The 17,677-nt window shown below is 42.0% G+C and carries 18 protein-coding genes; 10 read left to right on the forward strand and 8 right to left on the reverse strand.

Going from position 1 to position 17,677, the window contains the following annotated elements; translation table 11 throughout:
* Nucleotides 1–248: 248 nt before the first annotated feature.
* From RYH73_RS07895 to RYH73_RS07910, 4 genes are all read left to right on the forward strand, one after another.
* On the forward strand, nucleotides 249–998 hold the full coding sequence (locus RYH73_RS07895) for an SDR family NAD(P)-dependent oxidoreductase (protein ID WP_335312875.1): 750 nt from the start codon (nucleotides 249–251) through the stop codon (nucleotides 996–998).
* A 366-nt stretch (nucleotides 999–1,364) separates the two neighbouring features.
* Nucleotides 1,365–2,183: a terpene synthase family protein gene (locus RYH73_RS07900; RefSeq protein ID WP_335312876.1), complete on the forward strand. Its 819-nt coding sequence runs from the start codon at nucleotides 1,365–1,367 to the stop codon at nucleotides 2,181–2,183.
* A gap of 73 nt (nucleotides 2,184–2,256) precedes the next feature.
* Nucleotides 2,257–3,174 (forward strand): helix-turn-helix domain-containing protein, encoded by a 918-nt coding sequence (locus RYH73_RS07905; protein WP_335312877.1) that lies wholly within the window; start codon nucleotides 2,257–2,259, stop codon nucleotides 3,172–3,174.
* A gap of 64 nt (nucleotides 3,175–3,238) precedes the next feature.
* A complete protein-coding gene (locus RYH73_RS07910) occupies nucleotides 3,239–3,673 on the forward strand; it encodes a nuclear transport factor 2 family protein (protein ID WP_335312878.1) in 435 nt (144 codons plus the stop codon).
* A 61-nt stretch (nucleotides 3,674–3,734) separates the two neighbouring features.
* On the opposite strand, the gene RYH73_RS07915 is transcribed toward RYH73_RS07910, so the two are convergent.
* The 3 genes from RYH73_RS07915 to RYH73_RS07925 all read right to left on the reverse strand — a co-directional run bounded on the left by RYH73_RS07915 (nucleotide 3,735) and on the right by RYH73_RS07925 (nucleotide 6,637).
* The gene (locus RYH73_RS07915) at nucleotides 3,735–3,860 is read right to left on the reverse strand and encodes a hypothetical protein (RefSeq protein WP_335312879.1); all 126 of its coding nucleotides are present in this window, start codon (nucleotides 3,858–3,860) and stop codon (nucleotides 3,735–3,737) included.
* A gap of 78 nt (nucleotides 3,861–3,938) precedes the next feature.
* Nucleotides 3,939–4,154, reverse strand: a complete 216-nt coding sequence (locus RYH73_RS07920; RefSeq protein WP_335312880.1) for a carbohydrate-binding protein — start codon at nucleotides 4,152–4,154, stop codon at nucleotides 3,939–3,941.
* A gap of 119 nt (nucleotides 4,155–4,273) precedes the next feature.
* Nucleotides 4,274–6,637, reverse strand: coding sequence for an ABC transporter permease (locus tag RYH73_RS07925; RefSeq protein WP_335312881.1), 2,364 nt, complete (start codon nucleotides 6,635–6,637; stop codon nucleotides 4,274–4,276).
* 397 nt (nucleotides 6,638–7,034) lie between these two features.
* Here RYH73_RS07925 and RYH73_RS07930 point away from each other — a divergent pair, with 397 nt between their 5' ends.
* Complete coding sequence (locus tag RYH73_RS07930; RefSeq protein WP_335312882.1) at nucleotides 7,035–8,315, forward strand: hypothetical protein; 1,281 nt, start codon at nucleotides 7,035–7,037, stop codon at nucleotides 8,313–8,315.
* A gap of 62 nt (nucleotides 8,316–8,377) precedes the next feature.
* On the opposite strand, the gene RYH73_RS07935 is transcribed toward RYH73_RS07930, so the two are convergent.
* Nucleotides 8,378–8,803, reverse strand: a complete 426-nt coding sequence (locus RYH73_RS07935; protein ID WP_335312883.1) for an ABC transporter permease — start codon at nucleotides 8,801–8,803, stop codon at nucleotides 8,378–8,380.
* Nucleotides 8,804–9,354: 551 nt separating this feature from the next.
* Here RYH73_RS07935 and RYH73_RS07940 point away from each other — a divergent pair.
* Nucleotides 9,355–10,122, forward strand: a complete 768-nt coding sequence (locus RYH73_RS07940) for an energy transducer TonB (protein ID WP_335312884.1) — start codon at nucleotides 9,355–9,357, stop codon at nucleotides 10,120–10,122.
* Between the two features lie 71 nt (nucleotides 10,123–10,193).
* Here the strand turns inward: RYH73_RS07940 and RYH73_RS07945 are convergent, their stop codons facing one another.
* Both RYH73_RS07945 and RYH73_RS07950 read right to left on the reverse strand, forming a co-directional pair.
* A complete protein-coding gene (locus tag RYH73_RS07945; protein WP_335312885.1) occupies nucleotides 10,194–11,153 on the reverse strand; it encodes a LytTR family DNA-binding domain-containing protein in 960 nt (319 codons plus the stop codon).
* A 136-nt stretch (nucleotides 11,154–11,289) separates the two neighbouring features.
* Complete coding sequence (locus RYH73_RS07950; RefSeq protein ID WP_335312886.1) at nucleotides 11,290–11,862, reverse strand: GNAT family N-acetyltransferase; 573 nt, start codon at nucleotides 11,860–11,862, stop codon at nucleotides 11,290–11,292.
* Between the two features lie 281 nt (nucleotides 11,863–12,143).
* Here RYH73_RS07950 and RYH73_RS07955 point away from each other — a divergent pair, with 281 nt between their 5' ends.
* The 4 genes from RYH73_RS07955 to RYH73_RS07970 all read left to right on the forward strand — a co-directional run bounded on the left by RYH73_RS07955 (nucleotide 12,144) and on the right by RYH73_RS07970 (nucleotide 14,683).
* On the forward strand, nucleotides 12,144–13,184 hold the full coding sequence (locus RYH73_RS07955; protein ID WP_335312887.1) for a helix-turn-helix domain-containing protein: 1,041 nt from the start codon (nucleotides 12,144–12,146) through the stop codon (nucleotides 13,182–13,184).
* A gap of 366 nt (nucleotides 13,185–13,550) precedes the next feature.
* Nucleotides 13,551–13,793: a hypothetical protein gene (locus RYH73_RS07960; RefSeq protein ID WP_335312888.1), complete on the forward strand. Its 243-nt coding sequence runs from the start codon at nucleotides 13,551–13,553 to the stop codon at nucleotides 13,791–13,793.
* A 96-nt stretch (nucleotides 13,794–13,889) separates the two neighbouring features.
* Nucleotides 13,890–14,345: a MauE/DoxX family redox-associated membrane protein gene (locus tag RYH73_RS07965; protein ID WP_335312889.1), complete on the forward strand. Its 456-nt coding sequence runs from the start codon at nucleotides 13,890–13,892 to the stop codon at nucleotides 14,343–14,345.
* Nucleotides 14,346–14,356: 11 nt separating this feature from the next.
* Nucleotides 14,357–14,683 carry a hypothetical protein gene (locus tag RYH73_RS07970; protein WP_335312890.1) on the forward strand — a complete coding sequence of 109 codons (327 nt, stop codon included), beginning with the start codon at nucleotides 14,357–14,359 and terminating at the stop codon, nucleotides 14,681–14,683.
* Between the two features lie 59 nt (nucleotides 14,684–14,742).
* Here the strand turns inward: RYH73_RS07970 and RYH73_RS07975 are convergent, their stop codons facing one another.
* Both RYH73_RS07975 and RYH73_RS07980 read right to left on the reverse strand, forming a co-directional pair.
* Nucleotides 14,743–16,281, reverse strand: a complete 1,539-nt coding sequence (locus RYH73_RS07975; RefSeq protein ID WP_335312891.1) for a TlpA family protein disulfide reductase — start codon at nucleotides 16,279–16,281, stop codon at nucleotides 14,743–14,745.
* Nucleotides 16,281–17,669 carry a RagB/SusD family nutrient uptake outer membrane protein gene (locus RYH73_RS07980; protein ID WP_335312892.1) on the reverse strand — a complete coding sequence of 463 codons (1,389 nt, stop codon included), beginning with the start codon at nucleotides 17,667–17,669 and terminating at the stop codon, nucleotides 16,281–16,283. The genes RYH73_RS07975 and RYH73_RS07980 overlap by 1 nt, the downstream gene beginning before the upstream one ends.
* Nucleotides 17,670–17,677 lie beyond the last annotated feature (8 nt).

Below are 17,677 nucleotides of genomic sequence, written 5' to 3' on the forward strand. Positions count from 1 at the left end.
TCGAAAGATCTTTCCAGATCATAATACTATAAAAAACCTAATTAAACCTTCTTAAGATGCGATTTCGTGTTACGAAAAGTGGTTTATATTAATTCTTTTCATACCCTAAAGCCGCAAAAATTCAAACCAAAATCCAGCTGGCTTTCCTTTCACTTCCTATTTATTTCTAAACTGTCATATGGATTGACGGTGAACAATGCAAATAGTTCATTGTTATATCTATAGCAAAACAAAAACTACAATCGATCATGGGTATTTTAAATGATAAAGTTGCCTACGTAACCGGAGCCGGTTCAGGTATTGGAAAAGCAATTGCCTTATTATATGCCAAAGAAGGTGCTAAGGTAGTTATCTCAGATATAAACGACGAGCATGGCGAAGCTGTGGTAGCATCCATCAAAAAAGATGGCGGAGATGCTATTTATGTAAATGCCAATACGGCCATACCGGAAGAGGTGGAAAATCTGGTTGAAAAAACCGTAGCACAGTACGGCAGGTTAGACATTGCCTGCAACAACGCCGGTATTGGCGGAGAGGCTAATCTCGGTGCGGATCTGAGTATTGAAGGCTGGAAAACCATCATCGACATCAATCTCAATGGCGTATTTTATGGCTGTAAATATGCAACCGCCCAGATGTTGAAAAACGGAGGTGGTGCTATTGTTAATGTAGGATCCATCCACAGCATTACCGCCGTACCGCAGTCTGTCGGTTATGCTGCATCCAAGCACGCCGTTTTGGGACTTACACGCAATTTTGGTGTCGAATATGCTGCACAGAACATACGTGTCAACGCTGTAGGACCTGGTTACATCGATACACCGCTGCTTGATCAACTTGATGAAGAAAAAAAGCAGGCATTAATCGGCAAACATCCCATTGGTCGTCTCGGAACAGCAGAAGAAGTTGCCAACCTCGTCCTGTTCTTGAGTGCAGAAACCTCTACTTTCATCAATGGCAGCTATTATGCAATTGATGGCGGGTATACCGCTATATAAAGGGTTGATATTGATAACGGCCCCGCTTTTACCGGTTAACTTCGTGCACCCTTCCGCCATGAAGCAGACTTTTGCCAAGTGCGACCGGTTTTTACCCGTTATACCTGATAAGACACCGGTAGCTATCTATAAATAGCTATTGAACTGACATGAATTATAGCGGTTCAATAATTCGCTTAACCATAGCAATTCGTTATTCACCAATAAGTAAAAACTAAACAACATTTTTCCTGGCAACTCTTTCGAAATTTCAATCTTATAAAGAGACCGAAACTTTCTGTGTAGTAGAATATAGGTTCTGTGTAAAAATAGCTGAAAGCAGGTACACGAATTTTATTTTAGAACGCACTTAAAATTTAGGACTCTATGATAGTAGAAGATGTGATCCATAAAACAGCAAACATAGCACTGAATATGGGAATCGACTGGCGTTACGACTTTAACACCGTAAAAGAACAAATGCTCTGGGCTCCCTACATACTCCCTAAAATATTAACTAGTGAAAAACATTTATACTTAGCCTGTTTTAGTGTCACTTATCTGTTTTACGTAGAAGACGCAAAGGTAAGGTACAAGGATTTTGTTCATCATGCGATGGATATTCATAGCAGCCGAGCTATGGCTCCGACGGGCGAATATGACCGCAATAAGTATGACATCGTTTATTACTACGAAAAGCTGTTAAAGGAAACGCTGAGCCCTTTCAACTACGAACTTGTACATAAAGATCTACTTGATTTCTTACCGACGGAATTTGACGGTATCGGGGAAAAGCATTTTAGCGGTATGGATGATTATTTAAATGAACGTCTTAAGAATATCGTGGTCCATGTTTTCTTTATCATGTTATATGATGCATTGAATTTGAACTTCCCTACCGAACACGATCATTATTTCAGGAAAGCCGTTTTTAACATCCTTATTTTTAACGACCTACACTCCTACATCAAAGAAAAAGCAGAAAATGAGCAATATAATGCCCTCGTTTTATTACAGAAGGAAAGAAACGATATTGAACATAACGTCCAACAGTTGCTGCAAATGGCCAATGACTATTTGCTGGCATCGTACGAGATAAAAGATGATCTAATGCGAGAGGTTCTTGTAGCTGCACAATTGGGCAATATAGCCTGGGGAAGTACCTGCAGAAGATATGGTGTGATGAAAAACCTTAGATGGCAATAAAATTTTTCCGGTAAAGACGCTGGTATTCCGACCGTCATTGTAAAAAAATTTAGATATTTGGGTTGAAAAGCATATGGCAAAATCAACGGAATCGTTAACAGACTTTTACAGACATAAATTCAATGACCGTCCAGAAAATCCTGTGCCAAAGACGGGGCCGTTCAATGTATTCCGCATTGAAGATTCCATCAAATCGGATCATGTGCCGGCACTTTATACCAGAAGGGATTTCTATAAGATTATGCTTTTACAGGGGCATAGTGTTTTCCACTATGGGGACAAAAGCATACCCGTAAATGGCAATACGTTACTGTTTTTCAACCCCCAACTGCCCTATACCTCTGAACCCTTTACTCCGGAAAACAAAGGATATTTCTGCGTATTTAAGGATGAGTTTTTCAAGACGAGCCTACGTATTAATTTGAACGATCTGCCTTTATTCAGTGCAAACACCCAACCTATATTTGCTTTAGATGAAATCCAATTTCAGCAGATCAAGGCGATATTTGAAAAGATATGCAGTGAAATAGCGTCAAACTATGTTTTCCGTTACGAACTTATCAAAGGCTATGTAAATGAATTGATATACCTTGCCATAAAGCTGCAACCTACGCAGCAGCGCTTTAAACACCCGGATGCGAGTGCACGTACCACATCGGTATTTTTTGAGTTGCTGGAGAGACAATTTCCTATTACCTCGAGGTCCGAACGTTTTGAACTTCGCTCGCCGAAAGCCATTGCAGGAAAACTTGCTGTCCATGTAAATTACCTCAACCGGGCTATCAAAAAAGCCACCGGGCGTACCACTACCGATCACCTGGCAGAAAAGCTTATCGGTGAAGCAAAGGCCTTACTTAGACATACCGATTGGAACATTTCGGAAATAAGCTACGCTCTGGGATTTGAAGACCAGGCGCAGTTCAACAACTTTTTTAAAAAACATACGCAGCAAAATCCCACCTCTTTTCGGCAGGTTTCAAATTCACAATAATCGGTTTGCGAATGACAATTCGTTTAGCCTTCCCGTCCCTAATTTTGCATCAAATAAAAAAACGATGGAAAAGAACACCACACAAGAACAATTGAACAGGGAGATTATTCAGAGAGCTTTAGTCAACTCAGCACATGACTTTACCTTGTTTTTTGAGCATGCTTTTAGGCAAGATGTTGCATGGACAATTGCAGGGCACGGTCCGGTAGCGAGGACCTACCATGGTTTGAAGGATCTATTTGATAACGCCGAAGCCGAATTATTCAGACGTTTTGCCCAACCGCTCGCCGTAAAAACGCTGGGTGTATGGGCAGATGGCAACGAGGTCTTTGCTCGTATACAGAGCTCCACTGTAGCCATCGACGACAAGCCCTACAGGAATGAATACATGTATATCATGACCATGCAAGACGGTAAAGTTATTTCCGGCATTGAATGGCTCGACCTGAATGCCTATTATGATATAATCAGCCGTATAAATTTACCTGAGTTTAAGTAATACAAAAAATATGAGGGGTATGCAGCGCAGACTCAGCAAAGTTAAGCGCTGCAGTTTTCAATTATAGGCGATCATTGTAAACCATCGGTGCAGAATCGGCTTTGTAATTGGTTTGGATAATGGGATTTTGGGCAGCCACATGCAAACCGCATAAGAGTAAAGTGATAATAAGAGGTGTTATTTTCATATCCATGCTGTTGATCTCTATTTTTCAGGCAATTGCGGACTTAATACATTGCTATTCACAATGGCATCCATGGATGCATTAAGATTTGAATTGCCACCAATCAAAGTCAAATAAATCCTTACTTCCCTTGAATATAAAAAACACGTCATGAATTCCTGAAATGTTCTTCATGGGAGCATTCACCGTACGGTATACATCACCTTCGCCGCTGGAACTGATTTGTACAACACCCAATAGCGGGCCATCTATATTGCCGGTACGAATTTCGATACTTCCACCATAAAGTGGGGTCAATTACACACTAAATAATTAAGGTATCAGGTAAAGCGTGCCCGCACAGCTTAACGTGAGCACATTGTTCTAATAAATAATCACCCAAAGGCTTAAGAAAGGATTTGGTGGACTCCCCGTTGTCATTCTTCCCGAAGGCTCTTTGTCGGATTCGTAAGCGCAGTCTTTATCGCCTGCGAACTCACGGTAAGGAGTGCAAGCATCAAAGCCCCTAATCCTGCGAAAGCAAACACCCACCAGTGTAAATCAGTACGATACGCAAAGTTATCTAGCCAGTCGTTCATTACCCACCATGCCAGAGGGAATGATACCAGACAGGAAATCAGAACAAGTATAACAAACTCTCGGTTAAGTAAACTGATCAATGAAGAAATGGACGCGCCCAATACCTTTCGGATACCCAGCTCTTTCGTACGCCGTTCTGCTGTGAAGGCGGCAAGTCCAAACAAACCGAGACAAGAGATGATGATAGATAAGACCGCAAATATACTGCCCAGTTTCTGAATGAGCATCTCGGATTTAAACTTTTCATTAAAAGCTTCATCCAGAAACTGATATTCAAAAGGAAATTCCTTGTTATTAGCCTTCATGACCTGTTCGATCTGTTCAACTGTTTTAGCGAGGTCCGCCCCTGCCTTAATTTTAATACTCAGCATCCCTCCGTTACCCGTATAAGGACGGAAAAACACCGGTGCGGTTGGGCTGTAAACATCATTATAAACAAAGTCTTTTACCACCCCTACAATGGTGAACGGTTCATCTTCCCAGAAAACCTGCCGGCCGGCAACTTTTCCGTCCGTACTGATCAGCTTTGCAAAAGTTTCGTTGATCAGGAAACTACTGCTATCTCCCTGTATATGCGGGCGAAAGTTACGGCCATCCACTAATTCCAATCCCATGGCCGGAATAATGCCCTCATCCGCCCAAGAATAAAATATATCAGATTGCATATTAGGATCCTTCCCGGCCCAATCCATATTGGTTCTGACGCCAAAATTAAGTATACTTCCAGCACCCGCTCCTATACTTTCCACATGGCCTGTTGCTAGCAGCTGCTCTTTGATGAGATCCAAGTGTTTCACGGCCTCCCCTCGCAAAGGAACTGTCAGCACCTGACTAAGATCAAAACCCAAGTCGCGCCCCTTAGCATACCGAATCTGCTGTAAAATAATTACGGTGCAAATAATGAGCGTGACAGATGCTGCGTATTGGAGTACTACCAAACCACGCCGGATAAATCCCACCGATCCGATCTTTTGCTTGGCCCCTTTTAAGGTGCTTATCGGATTAAAAGAGGCAAGATAAAATGCAGGGTAGATCCCTGACAATAAACCAGCGATCAGCATAATGCTTATCAAAAAGAACTGATGGGCTGGTTTGAATAGATTGATCACTAATTCTTTTCCAACAAGGGCATTAAACGCACCAATCGAACTGTATATAAACACCAGGGAAAGCAAAGCCGATATCGTAGCCAGGATAAGCGATTCCCCTAAAAATTGGCCGATCAGTGAAGCCCTGCGAGCTCCTGCGACCTTACGCATCCCTACTTCTTTCGCTCTCTTTTCAGATCTGGCAGTTGTGAGATTCATGAAATTGATACAGGCGATGAGCAATATAACCCAGGCAATGATGCTGAACAAGCGAATGTATTTCATCCGGCCATCCTGTTCATTCCCGTTTTTATCAAAATTATTGTAGAGCCGCCAGCGCGCCATCGGGTACAGAAAGTTTCGAATGTTTGCTTGCTCATTGCCCGATTGACGTTTCACCAAATCAAAAAGCCTTTTGTTCACATTTGCCAAGCTGGCAGCCGGTTCCAGTTGTACATAGGTCATCACGACCGAATTGCCCCAATCACGTACCCACGCATTATCTTTTTCAAACTCTTCAAATGAGACAAGCCAGTCAAACTGAATGCTGCTATTCCCCGGAAGGTCTCTAACCACACCGGACACCACAAAATTCTTATCATTATTCACGCGTACAGTCTTGCCAAGCGCGGCCCCTTGTCCAAAGATGCGATTCGCTGCGGATTGCGTGATAACCAATTGTTCAGGCCTTACCAATGCACTCGATCTGTTCCCTTCCACAAATTCAAGCGAGAAAATATCCATAAATTCAGGATCTACAATTTGTCCGTTCTGGTATATTGACCGTTCGTCTTTCGTAAACAGAAAAGATCTGCCCCAATCTGCACGGGCGGCATACTTAATACCGGGTATTTCTGCTTTCATTGCGGAACTTAAAAGGCCTGAAACGGCGTCAAAAACCCGCACTCCTTCACCCGAAGGTTGTTTCGATTTCGTTATGTATATATTTTCGTTGTTCACGAAGTCCTTATCGTATCCGGCTTCATCCTCTATCCATAGAAAAATCAGCGATGCCGTGGCGATGCCTACAGCGAGTCCAAAGATATTGAGAAAGCTAAAGCTACGGGTTCTCCAAAGGGTACGGAAAGCGGTCTTAAAGTAATGTTTGATCATAATGAAACAGATTGAACCATGCTACCACAATTAATCTGCCATCTGCAAAGAAAACATTTTAAAGCATACCGGGCAGACCATTCCTTCCTATCGCTGTTCGATATCGAACAGTTGTTGTCCATTTGCGGGCAACGGGTTTGCTTCCCCTTCTTAGCTATCCAATTTCTTATGGAATATGTTATCTATCCATAACAGGCCTTAGATCATGGCATGGAGGGGCTGGTTAGTCTCACTTGGAAACCCAGTATCCAAGAAGGTGTCCCAACTAATTTCGAAGTAGAAGCAACGCTATATTTTGCTATGGAGTAGACGATTGATTCTTAAACCTACAAATTGGAATAAATTTTTTTAAACTAAAAATTTAGTTATACATTTGCATCAGATCAATACCTCTATTATGCAGATAAACAGTTCCTCTCTTTTGTTTGTCCTCCTGGCGTTATGCGGATTAAACGCCTGTATAGCACAACCCCCCACATCAAATATAGAACATTTCACACCGGATTCAATTGCCTTATATCTTCAAAAAGCGCAGCAAGATCCAATGACCCATATCCTAAAGAGCTATGAAACGAGTAGCTATAATTATTTAGTTCCCTATTACCTTAGCAGGCATATCAAGGTTGATTCAGCCGATCAAGCTCTGTATTTCGGTTATAGAACCATGCTCACCACCTTTAGCTCATTTGCAGGCGATGTAAAAGAAAATGAATCCGCCTACATTAATTCCAGGCATTGGGACACAGACATTGTGGAAGATTCCAACTATACGGCCCTGAATGCAGTAGATGAAATCGACTCGATTGCCCACAAGCATCAGATCATCCTATTTAACGAATCGCATATTGATCCGCGTGGAAGGTTATTTTTAACTAATTTACTACCCACATTAAAAGCAGCAGGTTTTACCTATCTGTTTCTAGAGGGCCTGCGCGAGGATGACATAAACGAAAGAGGTTTTCCGTTACAAACCTCAGGCTTTTACACCTGTGAACCTATGTTTGGCAACCTACTCCGCAAAGCCATTCAGTTAGGGTTTAAACTTGTCCCTTACGACTGCTATAATGCTCCGTGCAATGGCATAGCCGAACGCGAACAGCACCAGGCGACAAGCATTTACGAAACATTAAAAAACAACCCGCGGGCCAAAGCCGTTGTCTTTGCCGGCCATGGCCATATCAACAAAGACCCACAGAAAAACTGGATGGCCCATCGGTTTAAAACATTAAGTGGCATTGATCCTTTCTGTATTAACCAATCCATTAACAGCGAAGCACCCCAGCTGTTTCACCATCTCAGAAAACACATTGATAAAGCCACTATCTATAAAAATGTAAAAACTAACGTTTACCGCGAGTTTAGTAAAGTAAATGTGGTTGATGCCACCATCGTTTTTCCAAACACCCAATGGCTAGACAATCAGTATGCCGAATGGTTATTGCATAGTGGTACAGTCCCCTATACTATAAATCTTTCTAATGAAACTTTTGAAGGCGCCCTCCTATCGATTGTAAAGTGCAATGAATTTGATCAGTTTGGCGTTTTAACTGTACCCGTCTTGAACATGATCCTGCAAAAGACAACACACCAAAATATATCGTTAAACAAAGGTTCCTACTACCTCCGGGTTACGGATTTGTATGGAAAAGAGATCTATAAAGAAAAAATTACGCTTTGATATTTATTGACGTATAGAACAATCCTCGATGTAATATTTAGTTTTTCTTTACCACTTGCCTATTAATCTGATCTCAGACTCTTCACAGGGTTCATCCGAGCCGCTTTCAAGGACTGAAAACTTACGGTAAGTAAAGCAACCATCAGCGCCACCAGTCCTGCCAATGCAAACATCCACCATTGGATATCAATCCGATAAGCGAAGTCTTCGAGCCACGTACGCATCACGTACCAGGCAATGGGTGTGGCAATGAAGATGGCTATCAGAACCAACTTAATGAAGTCCTTAGAAAGTAGAGATAAAATGCCCAGCACTGAAGACCCCAGTACTTTGCGGATGCCGATTTCTTTTGTACGGTGTCGTGCAAACAGCATGCTCAGCCCTAGCAACCCCATACAAGCAATCAGCAAAATTAGAAAAGTCACGTAATTGGTCACCTTCAAGATACCATCAATCAAGGCATATTGCTTTTCTACCCGTTCGCTCATTGGCTAGTAGCTGAATGGTCTTCTGGAAGGTATCCTATGCTTACCCTGTACAAATTGACAACGAGCTTTTCACTATTTATAAAGTGTTCGGATCTGAACAGTGATTGTTCGAAAACGGACATCCCGCAAAAGCGGTCAATTCTGATAAAATATAGTACTGTTGTTATCCATCCTATACTTCCCGGGTAAACAATGGGTAAAGAAAGGGTATAGAAAAGGTAAAGCATACCTAAAGGAAAGGTAAACAATGGGTAATCATGATGTAAGGAAAGTATATATCAATTCACACTTCTGTAGTACTTAACAAGCACTAAGGTATAACCAAGTTAGTACGAAACTAGTGTCAAACCAGTAGGTTTCAGTGTGGTTTTAGTAGGTTCGCAGTAGCTTTTAGTGTCAAAAAAGGGGATTGCAGTGACCTTAATGGCAATAAAACTTTTCTGGTAGAGACTCTGGTATTCCGACCGTCATTGTAACAACGTACAATACCCTTAGCTATCCAGTTCATATGGAAATTGATTCATTTATGCATCAAAGTCATAAATAACACCATGAAAATCCTATTTATACTCTTTACTTTTCTACAGATCTTTGCGTTGCCGTCTTTCGCGCAGCTTATTTCCAGAAAAGACAGTGCAGATTATGTTGTTAAAACATATGCCTTAACTGACACCATCCACGTATACGGGAAACTCACCACACCCGATGGTGAACCCGCAAAAGGGTTGCTCATATGGGTACAATCACAAAAATATGACTATTTTGATTCGCCTAAAACAACTACAGACAGCTTAGGTAATTATCACATTCAGTACGTTGAACCGGGTGACACCCTTCGCATCCAGGGAATATATCTTCGGCAAAGCGTTCCCGTAATGGGTAGCCGCATCATCAACCTCACTGTAAAAGACGGTGCTTACTTAGCCGTGGACACGGCAAAAATCAAACCTGTAGGACAAAAAAAACAGCAGAGAACTCCCGTTCAATACAAAACCACGTCATCTCGTTGGTTGCACGGCAGCGCAGGTATCCCGCCCAAAGCAGCTGATGGTGGTTCAGGCCTACAGAATTACCTAAAGAAACATGTACCTTATCCACAAGAAGCTTTGGATCATGGCATTGAAGGGCTGGTTACTATCACATTCGAAATCAGCAAGGAAGGAAAGCCCGTCAACTTCCGTATCAGAAGAGGTTTAGGCTATGGTTGTGAAGAAGCCGTCATGAAGGCCATAAAAAATGTCGCATGGAGACCCAGTATCCAAGAAGGTGTCCCAACTAATTTCGAAGTGGAAGCAACGCTATATTTTGGTTTGGAGTAAATAAGCAGTATAAGCAGTGGTTGAGAGCTTAATATCCACTAACAGTTCACTTTCCGTCGTGCGGTTACCGCTTACAAAGGCAACATAATCAATTTACCTAAAGGACTGATGGGTCTAGTATACCAATCAGTGAAGGCCTTTCGCTCGTGGTGGCTGATACTAACAGCTTGATCATAGTAAGGTTTTATGAAAACATTCAATCCGCCATCTTCGCGCGATTCTAGCTCACCTATTGCATTGCGATGTATCACAGTGTTTTTATTAGCTTTGAAAAAATCTTGCTTATCCAAGGGACTGTACATTGCTTTCAATGTTCCTAAACAAGTAAACGTTTCCAACGAAAAAGTATAAATGTTATTAATACCATGTTGCTGAATAATGGCCGCAACGTCCTTTGGTTTTAACATCTTCGTTTTACCGTCCTTGCCACCAAAAACGATTAGGCTATTTCCTATTTTTTCATCAGCTGATGTCAGACTTTTCAAAGGTTCGATCGATGGTGGTAGCACCTTTCCAGGCATTAAGGATGCGGATTGAATTTCGATGTCCTCTTTCTCTTCATTTCGTTGGCCACCTATCACATACTTGGCTAAAGGATATGCGGCATTGAGGACCAAAAGAAAACTCAATGATGTGGGAATTTCATATACCTTATATGGCAAGCGGAATAAGCTTCTATCCATCAGCTGCAAATACAGCAAATCGCATAATTCACAAATTAAATAGGGGAAAAAACATAAAAACCAGAATTGATAAGACAGTCGTTTCTCGGGATTTACCTTCCAATTAAGCATACCGTCAAACGAATCTGTCTTGGCAATCACAAAATCGATGAGTGTATAAGCTATTACTGCTATCACAAGCCAGTCAACATAAAATTTCAGGTGCAAGAAAATATCGAGAAATCCTTTATTCAGGCGAGTACCGGACAGCGCCATAAAGAACGCCGCATACATAGCGCCCTGTACCCGCATAGAGATAGAGACAAAGTGCCGGGGTTTGTTAACCATTTCGTTTTCATGGCCGCCCATCGGTTAATAAAATTCTTCAGTCCAATTAGGATTATCGAATTCATAGCATAAAATTACGATTTTAAAAACATAATCGCAAAGACATTGTAAATTTATACGATATTACAATCAGGTTTTATAATATTGCCATCGACCATCACAAATCACGTGTAAACATATAAAGCGTGTAATCAAAATTTAATTCTTTGAATACACGAAAACCAAATTTTTCATACCACGGTATATTACGCAGTGTAGAAGTTTCAAGGTAAACCTTCCTGTTTAACGTATCACTATGTTCGATCAGCTCTTTCAACAACTGAGTTCCCTTCCCTTTTCCTTGGTTTTCCCGTGACACCCCTATGAACCACAAATAATATATTTCTTTCGTTGGATAGTTTTTCTTTATTAAAGATTCCCTCTTTAGCGCCTTCATGGCGCTGGTTAAACTCATGGTTTTAAAAATCAATCCTAAATCAAGAAACACACTTTTACACGTTATCTTTTTCTTATCCGGATAAGAAACGAGGGCTACAGCCGTCTTATCATCACTGAAAAAAACATCGCCGGAAGAACAACATACTTCAAAAGAATAAGACATTAAATTTCGTACACGCTCATTCTTTTTCGCATCTTGTTTTACAATATAGTTAACGCTCTTATTCTCTTTAAAAGCATCCGTTAGAATGTCTACTGCCAATTGCTTATCATTATAAGTCGCTTTTATCATAGATATAAAATATTATAAGCCCCTGTACATTGAGAAATGGAGCGCAATTTATAATGTTATGTTTCCAATAGCCAAATGTACTTATATATAAACTGGGAGTAAAGCAGTCTCCAACCAAAACAACGCCAATAAAGATGGTTTTTCAACCAAAAACTTCCCGGCAGTATCCGGGAATCTGCCATACAAACAGCGCTAGATGACAATGAATGATTTTAACCGGCAAATCCGATTGATACGGAAATCAAATTCATAATTTCATTTCTTTCTAAACAATAAATTTCATGTGGCAACCGGTAATCATACATATGCCCCTCTGCTACGAAGCACAAACCAAGTACTTCCAAGCAAGCCGTTTGCCACTTGAATTCAGCGGTTTCAAGTTACCTTATGCCCAAGAAATCAAATTAATCAAACATCCAAAATTCAGTATCGTCCTTCAATATTATGATGCCAGAGATATCTTTTTATGTGTTGCTGAAATAAGAGCCCGGGAAGCATTTCACCTACATTTGGAAACCGTGCTTCCTGATATCTATTGGGCCTTCAATTTGAAGGGAACCTATCATATTCATCCCTACGACCAGTTGGAACAAGATATTACCCACCTAAAAAACAAGCAATATACCATCGCCTATACACCGCCTCAATGGTTAAGCTGTTCATTTATACCCGGCGTGCACCGTTATATCTATTTTTCGGTCAGTAAAGCATGCTTGCATCGCAACGAAAACCATGGCCCCAATCTTTTCAAACAAATACTGCGAAAGCAGGAACAGATTTTTATGAGCCATCATATTCTTCCCTCTTTTGCCTTGAACCGGAAGCTCGACAACGCACTGCATACCTTACTGCAAATTCCATTGCCTAATGTAAACAACCTTGTGTTTGAAGCCCGTCTATCCCTCGAGGTTGGAAAAATTATTCAACTGAGCAAGGCAGATCTAAGCGGAACGAGCAACGAAGACTTGGTAAACCATCAGCTTGCACTTGAGATGCGTCAGTACCTCCAAGAAAATATCGCCGGTGGAATTATAACGACCGTAAATGAGTTATCCTATTATTTCGAAACAAGCCGCCAGCGCTTAAACCGCATCCATCAAACCCATTTCGGATCCGATCTTCGAAGCTACATTACGCAGCTCCGTATGGAAAAAGCAAAAAGCTTGCTGGAAGAAGGTCTAAGACCATCGGAGGCGTGGATGGAAACGGGTTATCAGGATATCTTTTCATTCAGCAAGGCCTTTAAGAAACATTTCGGAATTGCTCCTTCTGAATTCATCAAAACGCTGGAATTCGACTCTGCACCTCACCAGGACCCATAAAACCTCATACCAAAAAGACAAAATCTCCGTACCAAAGCGACAAACGGAAAGGCCGTTTAGTTCAGAACTTTACCAAAGACAATTAAAATAAGATATCGCACCGGGGAGTACCTCGATCATAGCCTGCGGTTCCCCCGCAGTAGAAAGCCAGCTGCTATGAGCAGCGTGCCGAACCCGGCTAAGGCGCCCCGGCATGCAAGCCTTAGCTAACGGGAATACCGAAGGTGCTGGAGAGCCTCTATAGGCGAACGCTATAGCGGTACGGCAGCAAGGGACGCCGGGCGCGGCGATAAGCGCCGGAGATCAATTAAACAAGGGCAGTAGCTGCGAGGCGGCACTGTGTAGGAAAAACAAAATGTAGGCAACATGGAAAAGCTATTAAACAGGTGGACTCAAAGACAGGAAAACATCAACAGGCAGTGGGTGGCAGCTATCGTAGCACCCCTCCTCCTTACCTTTTTCAGGTATTACCTCTCTTTGTTAGTCCGCGTGATGCTTATTCCAGGTTATCCTGTATTGGCCTTTCACCTCTCCTTTACGCGCTTTATTCACCGATGGTTGTACCGACGTAAATTTGCCGTATTCCCCCGATGGCCGTGGATGGCCTGACAAAAGGGTGCAAAGGCCGGGAGCAGCCCGCAGCATCAGCCCTGCCAGCTACCAAGGCAATATAATCAAGGGATTCAATCACATAACACTGGGTATATGGAACGCTTACTGAAACAAAGAAGACAATGGAAACTAGCCCGACCTGCGAAAGAGCGGATTATTTTTATTATCAGCATGCTCTTTGTTTTCCTGTTCAGTTATACGGCCATCGATAAGCTGAGGCATTTGGAGCAGTTCAGCAGGGGCATTGGTAAAATCCCCGTCGTAGGCAATATGCATGGGTGGATCGCTTGGGGTGTGCCCCTTGCCGAACTGCTGATCAGCGCATTGCTTATCATTCCGAAAAGCAACAAGCGGGGCTTACAGTTAGCCACCGGCTTAATGAGCCTATTCACGCTTTACCTGGCCCTTATGCTTGCCTTTGCCGAAAAGCGCATGTGCCACTGTGGCGGTGTCATTGAATCCATGGGATGGGTTGAACATTTGCTGTTCAATCTGGTGCTGACCGGATTGGGCCTTTGGGCACTCCGTCTCAAAAAGCGTAAACAATAAAACTTAAAGAAATGGAAACAAAAAAAATAATATCCCAAATCGCCCTAGGCTTGGCGGTTATCGGATTCGGCGCTGGAGCCAGCGCCTTTACAAACAAAGAGGTTAGACAAAGCGGTATCTATAAGTACTACAACACAGCCGGTTCTAGTGACGCCTCAGATCGATCGCGTTATGAGTTCCATGCTGATGACGATATGTGTACACCACTTCCTGCTAATGTATGCTCGGAAGAATGGGATTTAGGAGACAATGCACCTCAACCTGCCGAAGGAAGCAATCCACCTGCTAGCGCATCCTTGGTTGAGAACAGTGAGCAGATCGGCTCTTTCAATCCATAAGTGAGATAATCACATGCTCTTTCGCAACCATAAAAATGGGGAGCCTAGACTCCCCATTTTTATTTGATTGATCTTAATGCTTCTTCAATAGTTTTAATCAACCTATCAGGTTCAGTTCTTCCCAGCGCATGAAAATCAGTACTTAATATGCTACCGTCACCACTTATCAGTAACGGCTTTGGGTAACCAGAAACATTGAAATGACTGATTATCGGATGACGTTCGCCTACTCCTCCTGTATACAGGTTTACGGCATGTGCCGAGGTATAAATACCGGATTTCACGCTATTTATCCATTTTTCTTTATTGCCGTCTATGGATATTGTAACAAACACTACATTACGATTATCCTTAAAATACTCTTCTGCCTTTGATACCGTCTTTTTGAAATAACTTGCACAATTACCACATCCGGTATAAAAAAAATCAACGAACACCACCTTTCCAATAAATGAGCGTAAATCTATCTCTGTGTCATCCGCATCGTACAGTGCAAATGAAGGAATAGGCTGCCCTCGATCAGTTAGCCTTAACTTATTCACGAGATTAACATAATTAGTATCTGTTATATATAACAACGCATCATTTAACCTCTTTCCTGCCTCGATACTCGGCATCCGAACATAATGGTGAACAAGATAATTCGTAAGGGCTCTTTCACGAGCCCGTGGATGCTTAATTAGCGCTAGCCTCTCATACGCCAGGCGCATGTCGGCATAAAGTTGTTCTTCCACTCTTGCTTGGTAAACCAATGCCTGTGTAAAAACAGCTGAATGGTATACTTCATGCTGGCTCTCTAAGTTCATCCTATGCAGTAGTTCGCTCTGACTTACAAATGTTTTTATTTTCTCTAGTTCCATTGGGCTGTCACTATCAGTTCTAGCAGCTAAAAACAATTTTTTCAATATAAAAACATATGCGTTACGTCCTATAATATCAGCACGCATTGTTCGGTAAACACCAGGTTCAATGATGTCTTTATATGCTTCTAGAAAATCGGTTTCAGCGCGGGTAATCCGTTCGGCTTTTTGAAAGTAGACGCTGTCCGAAGTCCATTTTGACACGTACCTTGGAGGAAGCGCTAAAGGTTGGTGTTGCAGTACCTCATGAAAGGAATCCAGCTGATACCTACAATTGAACTTTTCACTTCCTTTTCCGGCAAAAGACAAACGGTATTTCCCTATAGGCTTACCATTGTCATCTATTTTCAACCTTGAATCTAAACTTTCCTGATTAATATCGATAGATATACGGTCACCCGCACAGATATAATATTGATCCAATAGTGTGACGGGCAACCCATTGAGCCGTCCGCTTGACAAACTTATGATGGAAACATCGGCAATCGAGTCAATCGTAATTTCAAACGCACCTTTATGCAAGGGAATAGTATAGGTACGATGTAGCTCATCGTATATTAGATCATAGGTTACGATATCATTCCACACATGCAACACTAAAGTATCAATTAACGTGCTTTTGACCGCCCCCTTTAATAAGAACCGGGTATCTTCATCCGCTCTGCATGGTAGAACAAAAGTTAGCGATAGGAATGCAAGCAATAGAATGTGGTCTGAATTTATAATATGATTTTTCATTATCTTGGATTTTGCTCCATCGGATTATTCAACATTTCTTCGTCCGGAATGGGCAGAACATACCTTGGATCGTTGGGTGATAATACATGGGACATTCCACTTAACGTCCTGTTTAAGGTGATTTCAAAGCGAGGATCAACATTTAACCGTCGCAAGTCGCTCCAACGCACCCCTCTGGCCAGCAACTGTTTTCGTCTCTCCTGTAACACAAAATGAAGCGCTTCATTAACATCATCGGTTACAAAATCAATGTAGGCACCCTTTTTCCATCTGGTTCGTAGTAACTTATTTAATACAGTGAGGCCCTCGGCAATTTTTTGTTGCCGAATAAGGCATTCCGCTTTTATCAGATACTGCTCATCGGTAGCGATACCAACGAAGAATGTTCTAGACCCCGCATAACTTCCCTTAAATCGAATGAGACTATTTTCCGTTGACGCAAAAAACACATTTCGCCGCAAATCGTCAGTCTCATAGCTATCAAAGAGCTCCCTACTCACCTGATGTCTGTTATTCAGCAGTGCGGTATACATAATCATATTTCCGTGGAAGACAACTTCGTCAGACAAGACAGCGATCGGAAAGTTTGCGTTTATGTTCAAGTCATTATAGTCTATCAGCTCCTCTTGATTTAACAAAAAACGGTTGCTGTGAAACAGTGCGCGCTCGTAATTTCCTGTGGATAAGTAAATTCTTGCCAGTAAACCATCGGCAGCAACCTTATTAGGCCTTGTTTTATAATCTTGCGATGACGGCAACAGGTTATATGCGTCTTCCAGGTCGCTAATGATCTGCCCATAGGTATCGTCTAGATTGGACCTTCCCTTTTTTTCGTTCACATTCGCGTTTAAACGAAGAGGTAAACCTAAAGCCGTGGCAGCGCCGGGCCCTGTATACGGTTGACAAAACAACTGTGCAAGGTTGAAGTAGTCAAGCGCGCGAAAGAACAGTGCACTTCCACGGAGATGATCCCATTGTTGTTCATTGCCTGTTCGAGTGATTTTATCAAGACCTTCCAAAACGATGTTAACCTTTAGAATCCGCTCATAAGCATAAGACCATTCTGGATTAGGTTCCCCTTCATACACGTTCTCATTTTTCCATACATAAACATTGCGCTCAAGTGGAGAAGCGAGCCCCAGATAATCGTTATCCGAAAGGAGAAAATCACCTGCCCCAACTTCTCCCAAACCACCTGTTAACAAATTATTAAACTCTGCAGTATTGTCTAGCAATGACTGATAGTCTTTCAGTGATCGGGGCAATACAAGTGCCTTATCCGGTTTTGCTTCGAGCCAGGAATCTGTACACGCTACATTGAACAGCATGCAGATACAACCAATGAGAATGAAAGCGGTGCCAGTTTTATTATTGTAAACTCTTTTCATATCTATTT

The sequence above is a fragment of the Olivibacter sp. CPCC 100613 genome (assembly GCF_036959255.1).
In the GTDB taxonomy this organism is placed as follows: Bacteria; Bacteroidota; Bacteroidia; order Sphingobacteriales; family Sphingobacteriaceae; genus Olivibacter.

Coding starts and splice junctions, on each gene's coding strand:
- RYH73_RS07895 (WP_335312875.1), top strand. CDS start 249: ATGGGTATTTTAAATGATAAAGTTGCCTACGTAACCGGAGCCGGTTCA.
- RYH73_RS07900 (WP_335312876.1), top strand. CDS start 1,365: ATGATAGTAGAAGATGTGATCCATAAAACAGCAAACATAGCACTGAAT.
- RYH73_RS07905 (WP_335312877.1), top strand. CDS start 2,257: ATGGCAAAATCAACGGAATCGTTAACAGACTTTTACAGACATAAATTC.
- RYH73_RS07910 (WP_335312878.1), top strand. CDS start 3,239: ATGGAAAAGAACACCACACAAGAACAATTGAACAGGGAGATTATTCAG.
- RYH73_RS07915 (WP_335312879.1), bottom strand. CDS start 3,860: ATGAAAATAACACCTCTTATTATCACTTTACTCTTATGCGGTTTGCAT.
- RYH73_RS07925 (WP_335312881.1), bottom strand. CDS start 6,637: ATGATCAAACATTACTTTAAGACCGCTTTCCGTACCCTTTGGAGAACC.
- RYH73_RS07930 (WP_335312882.1), top strand. CDS start 7,035: ATGCAGATAAACAGTTCCTCTCTTTTGTTTGTCCTCCTGGCGTTATGC.
- RYH73_RS07935 (WP_335312883.1), bottom strand. CDS start 8,803: ATGAGCGAACGGGTAGAAAAGCAATATGCCTTGATTGATGGTATCTTG.
- RYH73_RS07940 (WP_335312884.1), top strand. CDS start 9,355: ATGAAAATCCTATTTATACTCTTTACTTTTCTACAGATCTTTGCGTTG.
- RYH73_RS07945 (WP_335312885.1), bottom strand. CDS start 11,153: ATGGGCGGCCATGAAAACGAAATGGTTAACAAACCCCGGCACTTTGTC.
- RYH73_RS07950 (WP_335312886.1), bottom strand. CDS start 11,862: ATGATAAAAGCGACTTATAATGATAAGCAATTGGCAGTAGACATTCTA.
- RYH73_RS07955 (WP_335312887.1), top strand. CDS start 12,144: ATGTGGCAACCGGTAATCATACATATGCCCCTCTGCTACGAAGCACAA.
- RYH73_RS07960 (WP_335312888.1), top strand. CDS start 13,551: ATGGAAAAGCTATTAAACAGGTGGACTCAAAGACAGGAAAACATCAAC.
- RYH73_RS07965 (WP_335312889.1), top strand. CDS start 13,890: ATGGAACGCTTACTGAAACAAAGAAGACAATGGAAACTAGCCCGACCT.
- RYH73_RS07970 (WP_335312890.1), top strand. CDS start 14,357: ATGGAAACAAAAAAAATAATATCCCAAATCGCCCTAGGCTTGGCGGTT.
- RYH73_RS07975 (WP_335312891.1), bottom strand. CDS start 16,281: ATGAAAAATCATATTATAAATTCAGACCACATTCTATTGCTTGCATTC.
- RYH73_RS07980 (WP_335312892.1), bottom strand. CDS start 17,669: ATGAAAAGAGTTTACAATAATAAAACTGGCACCGCTTTCATTCTCATT.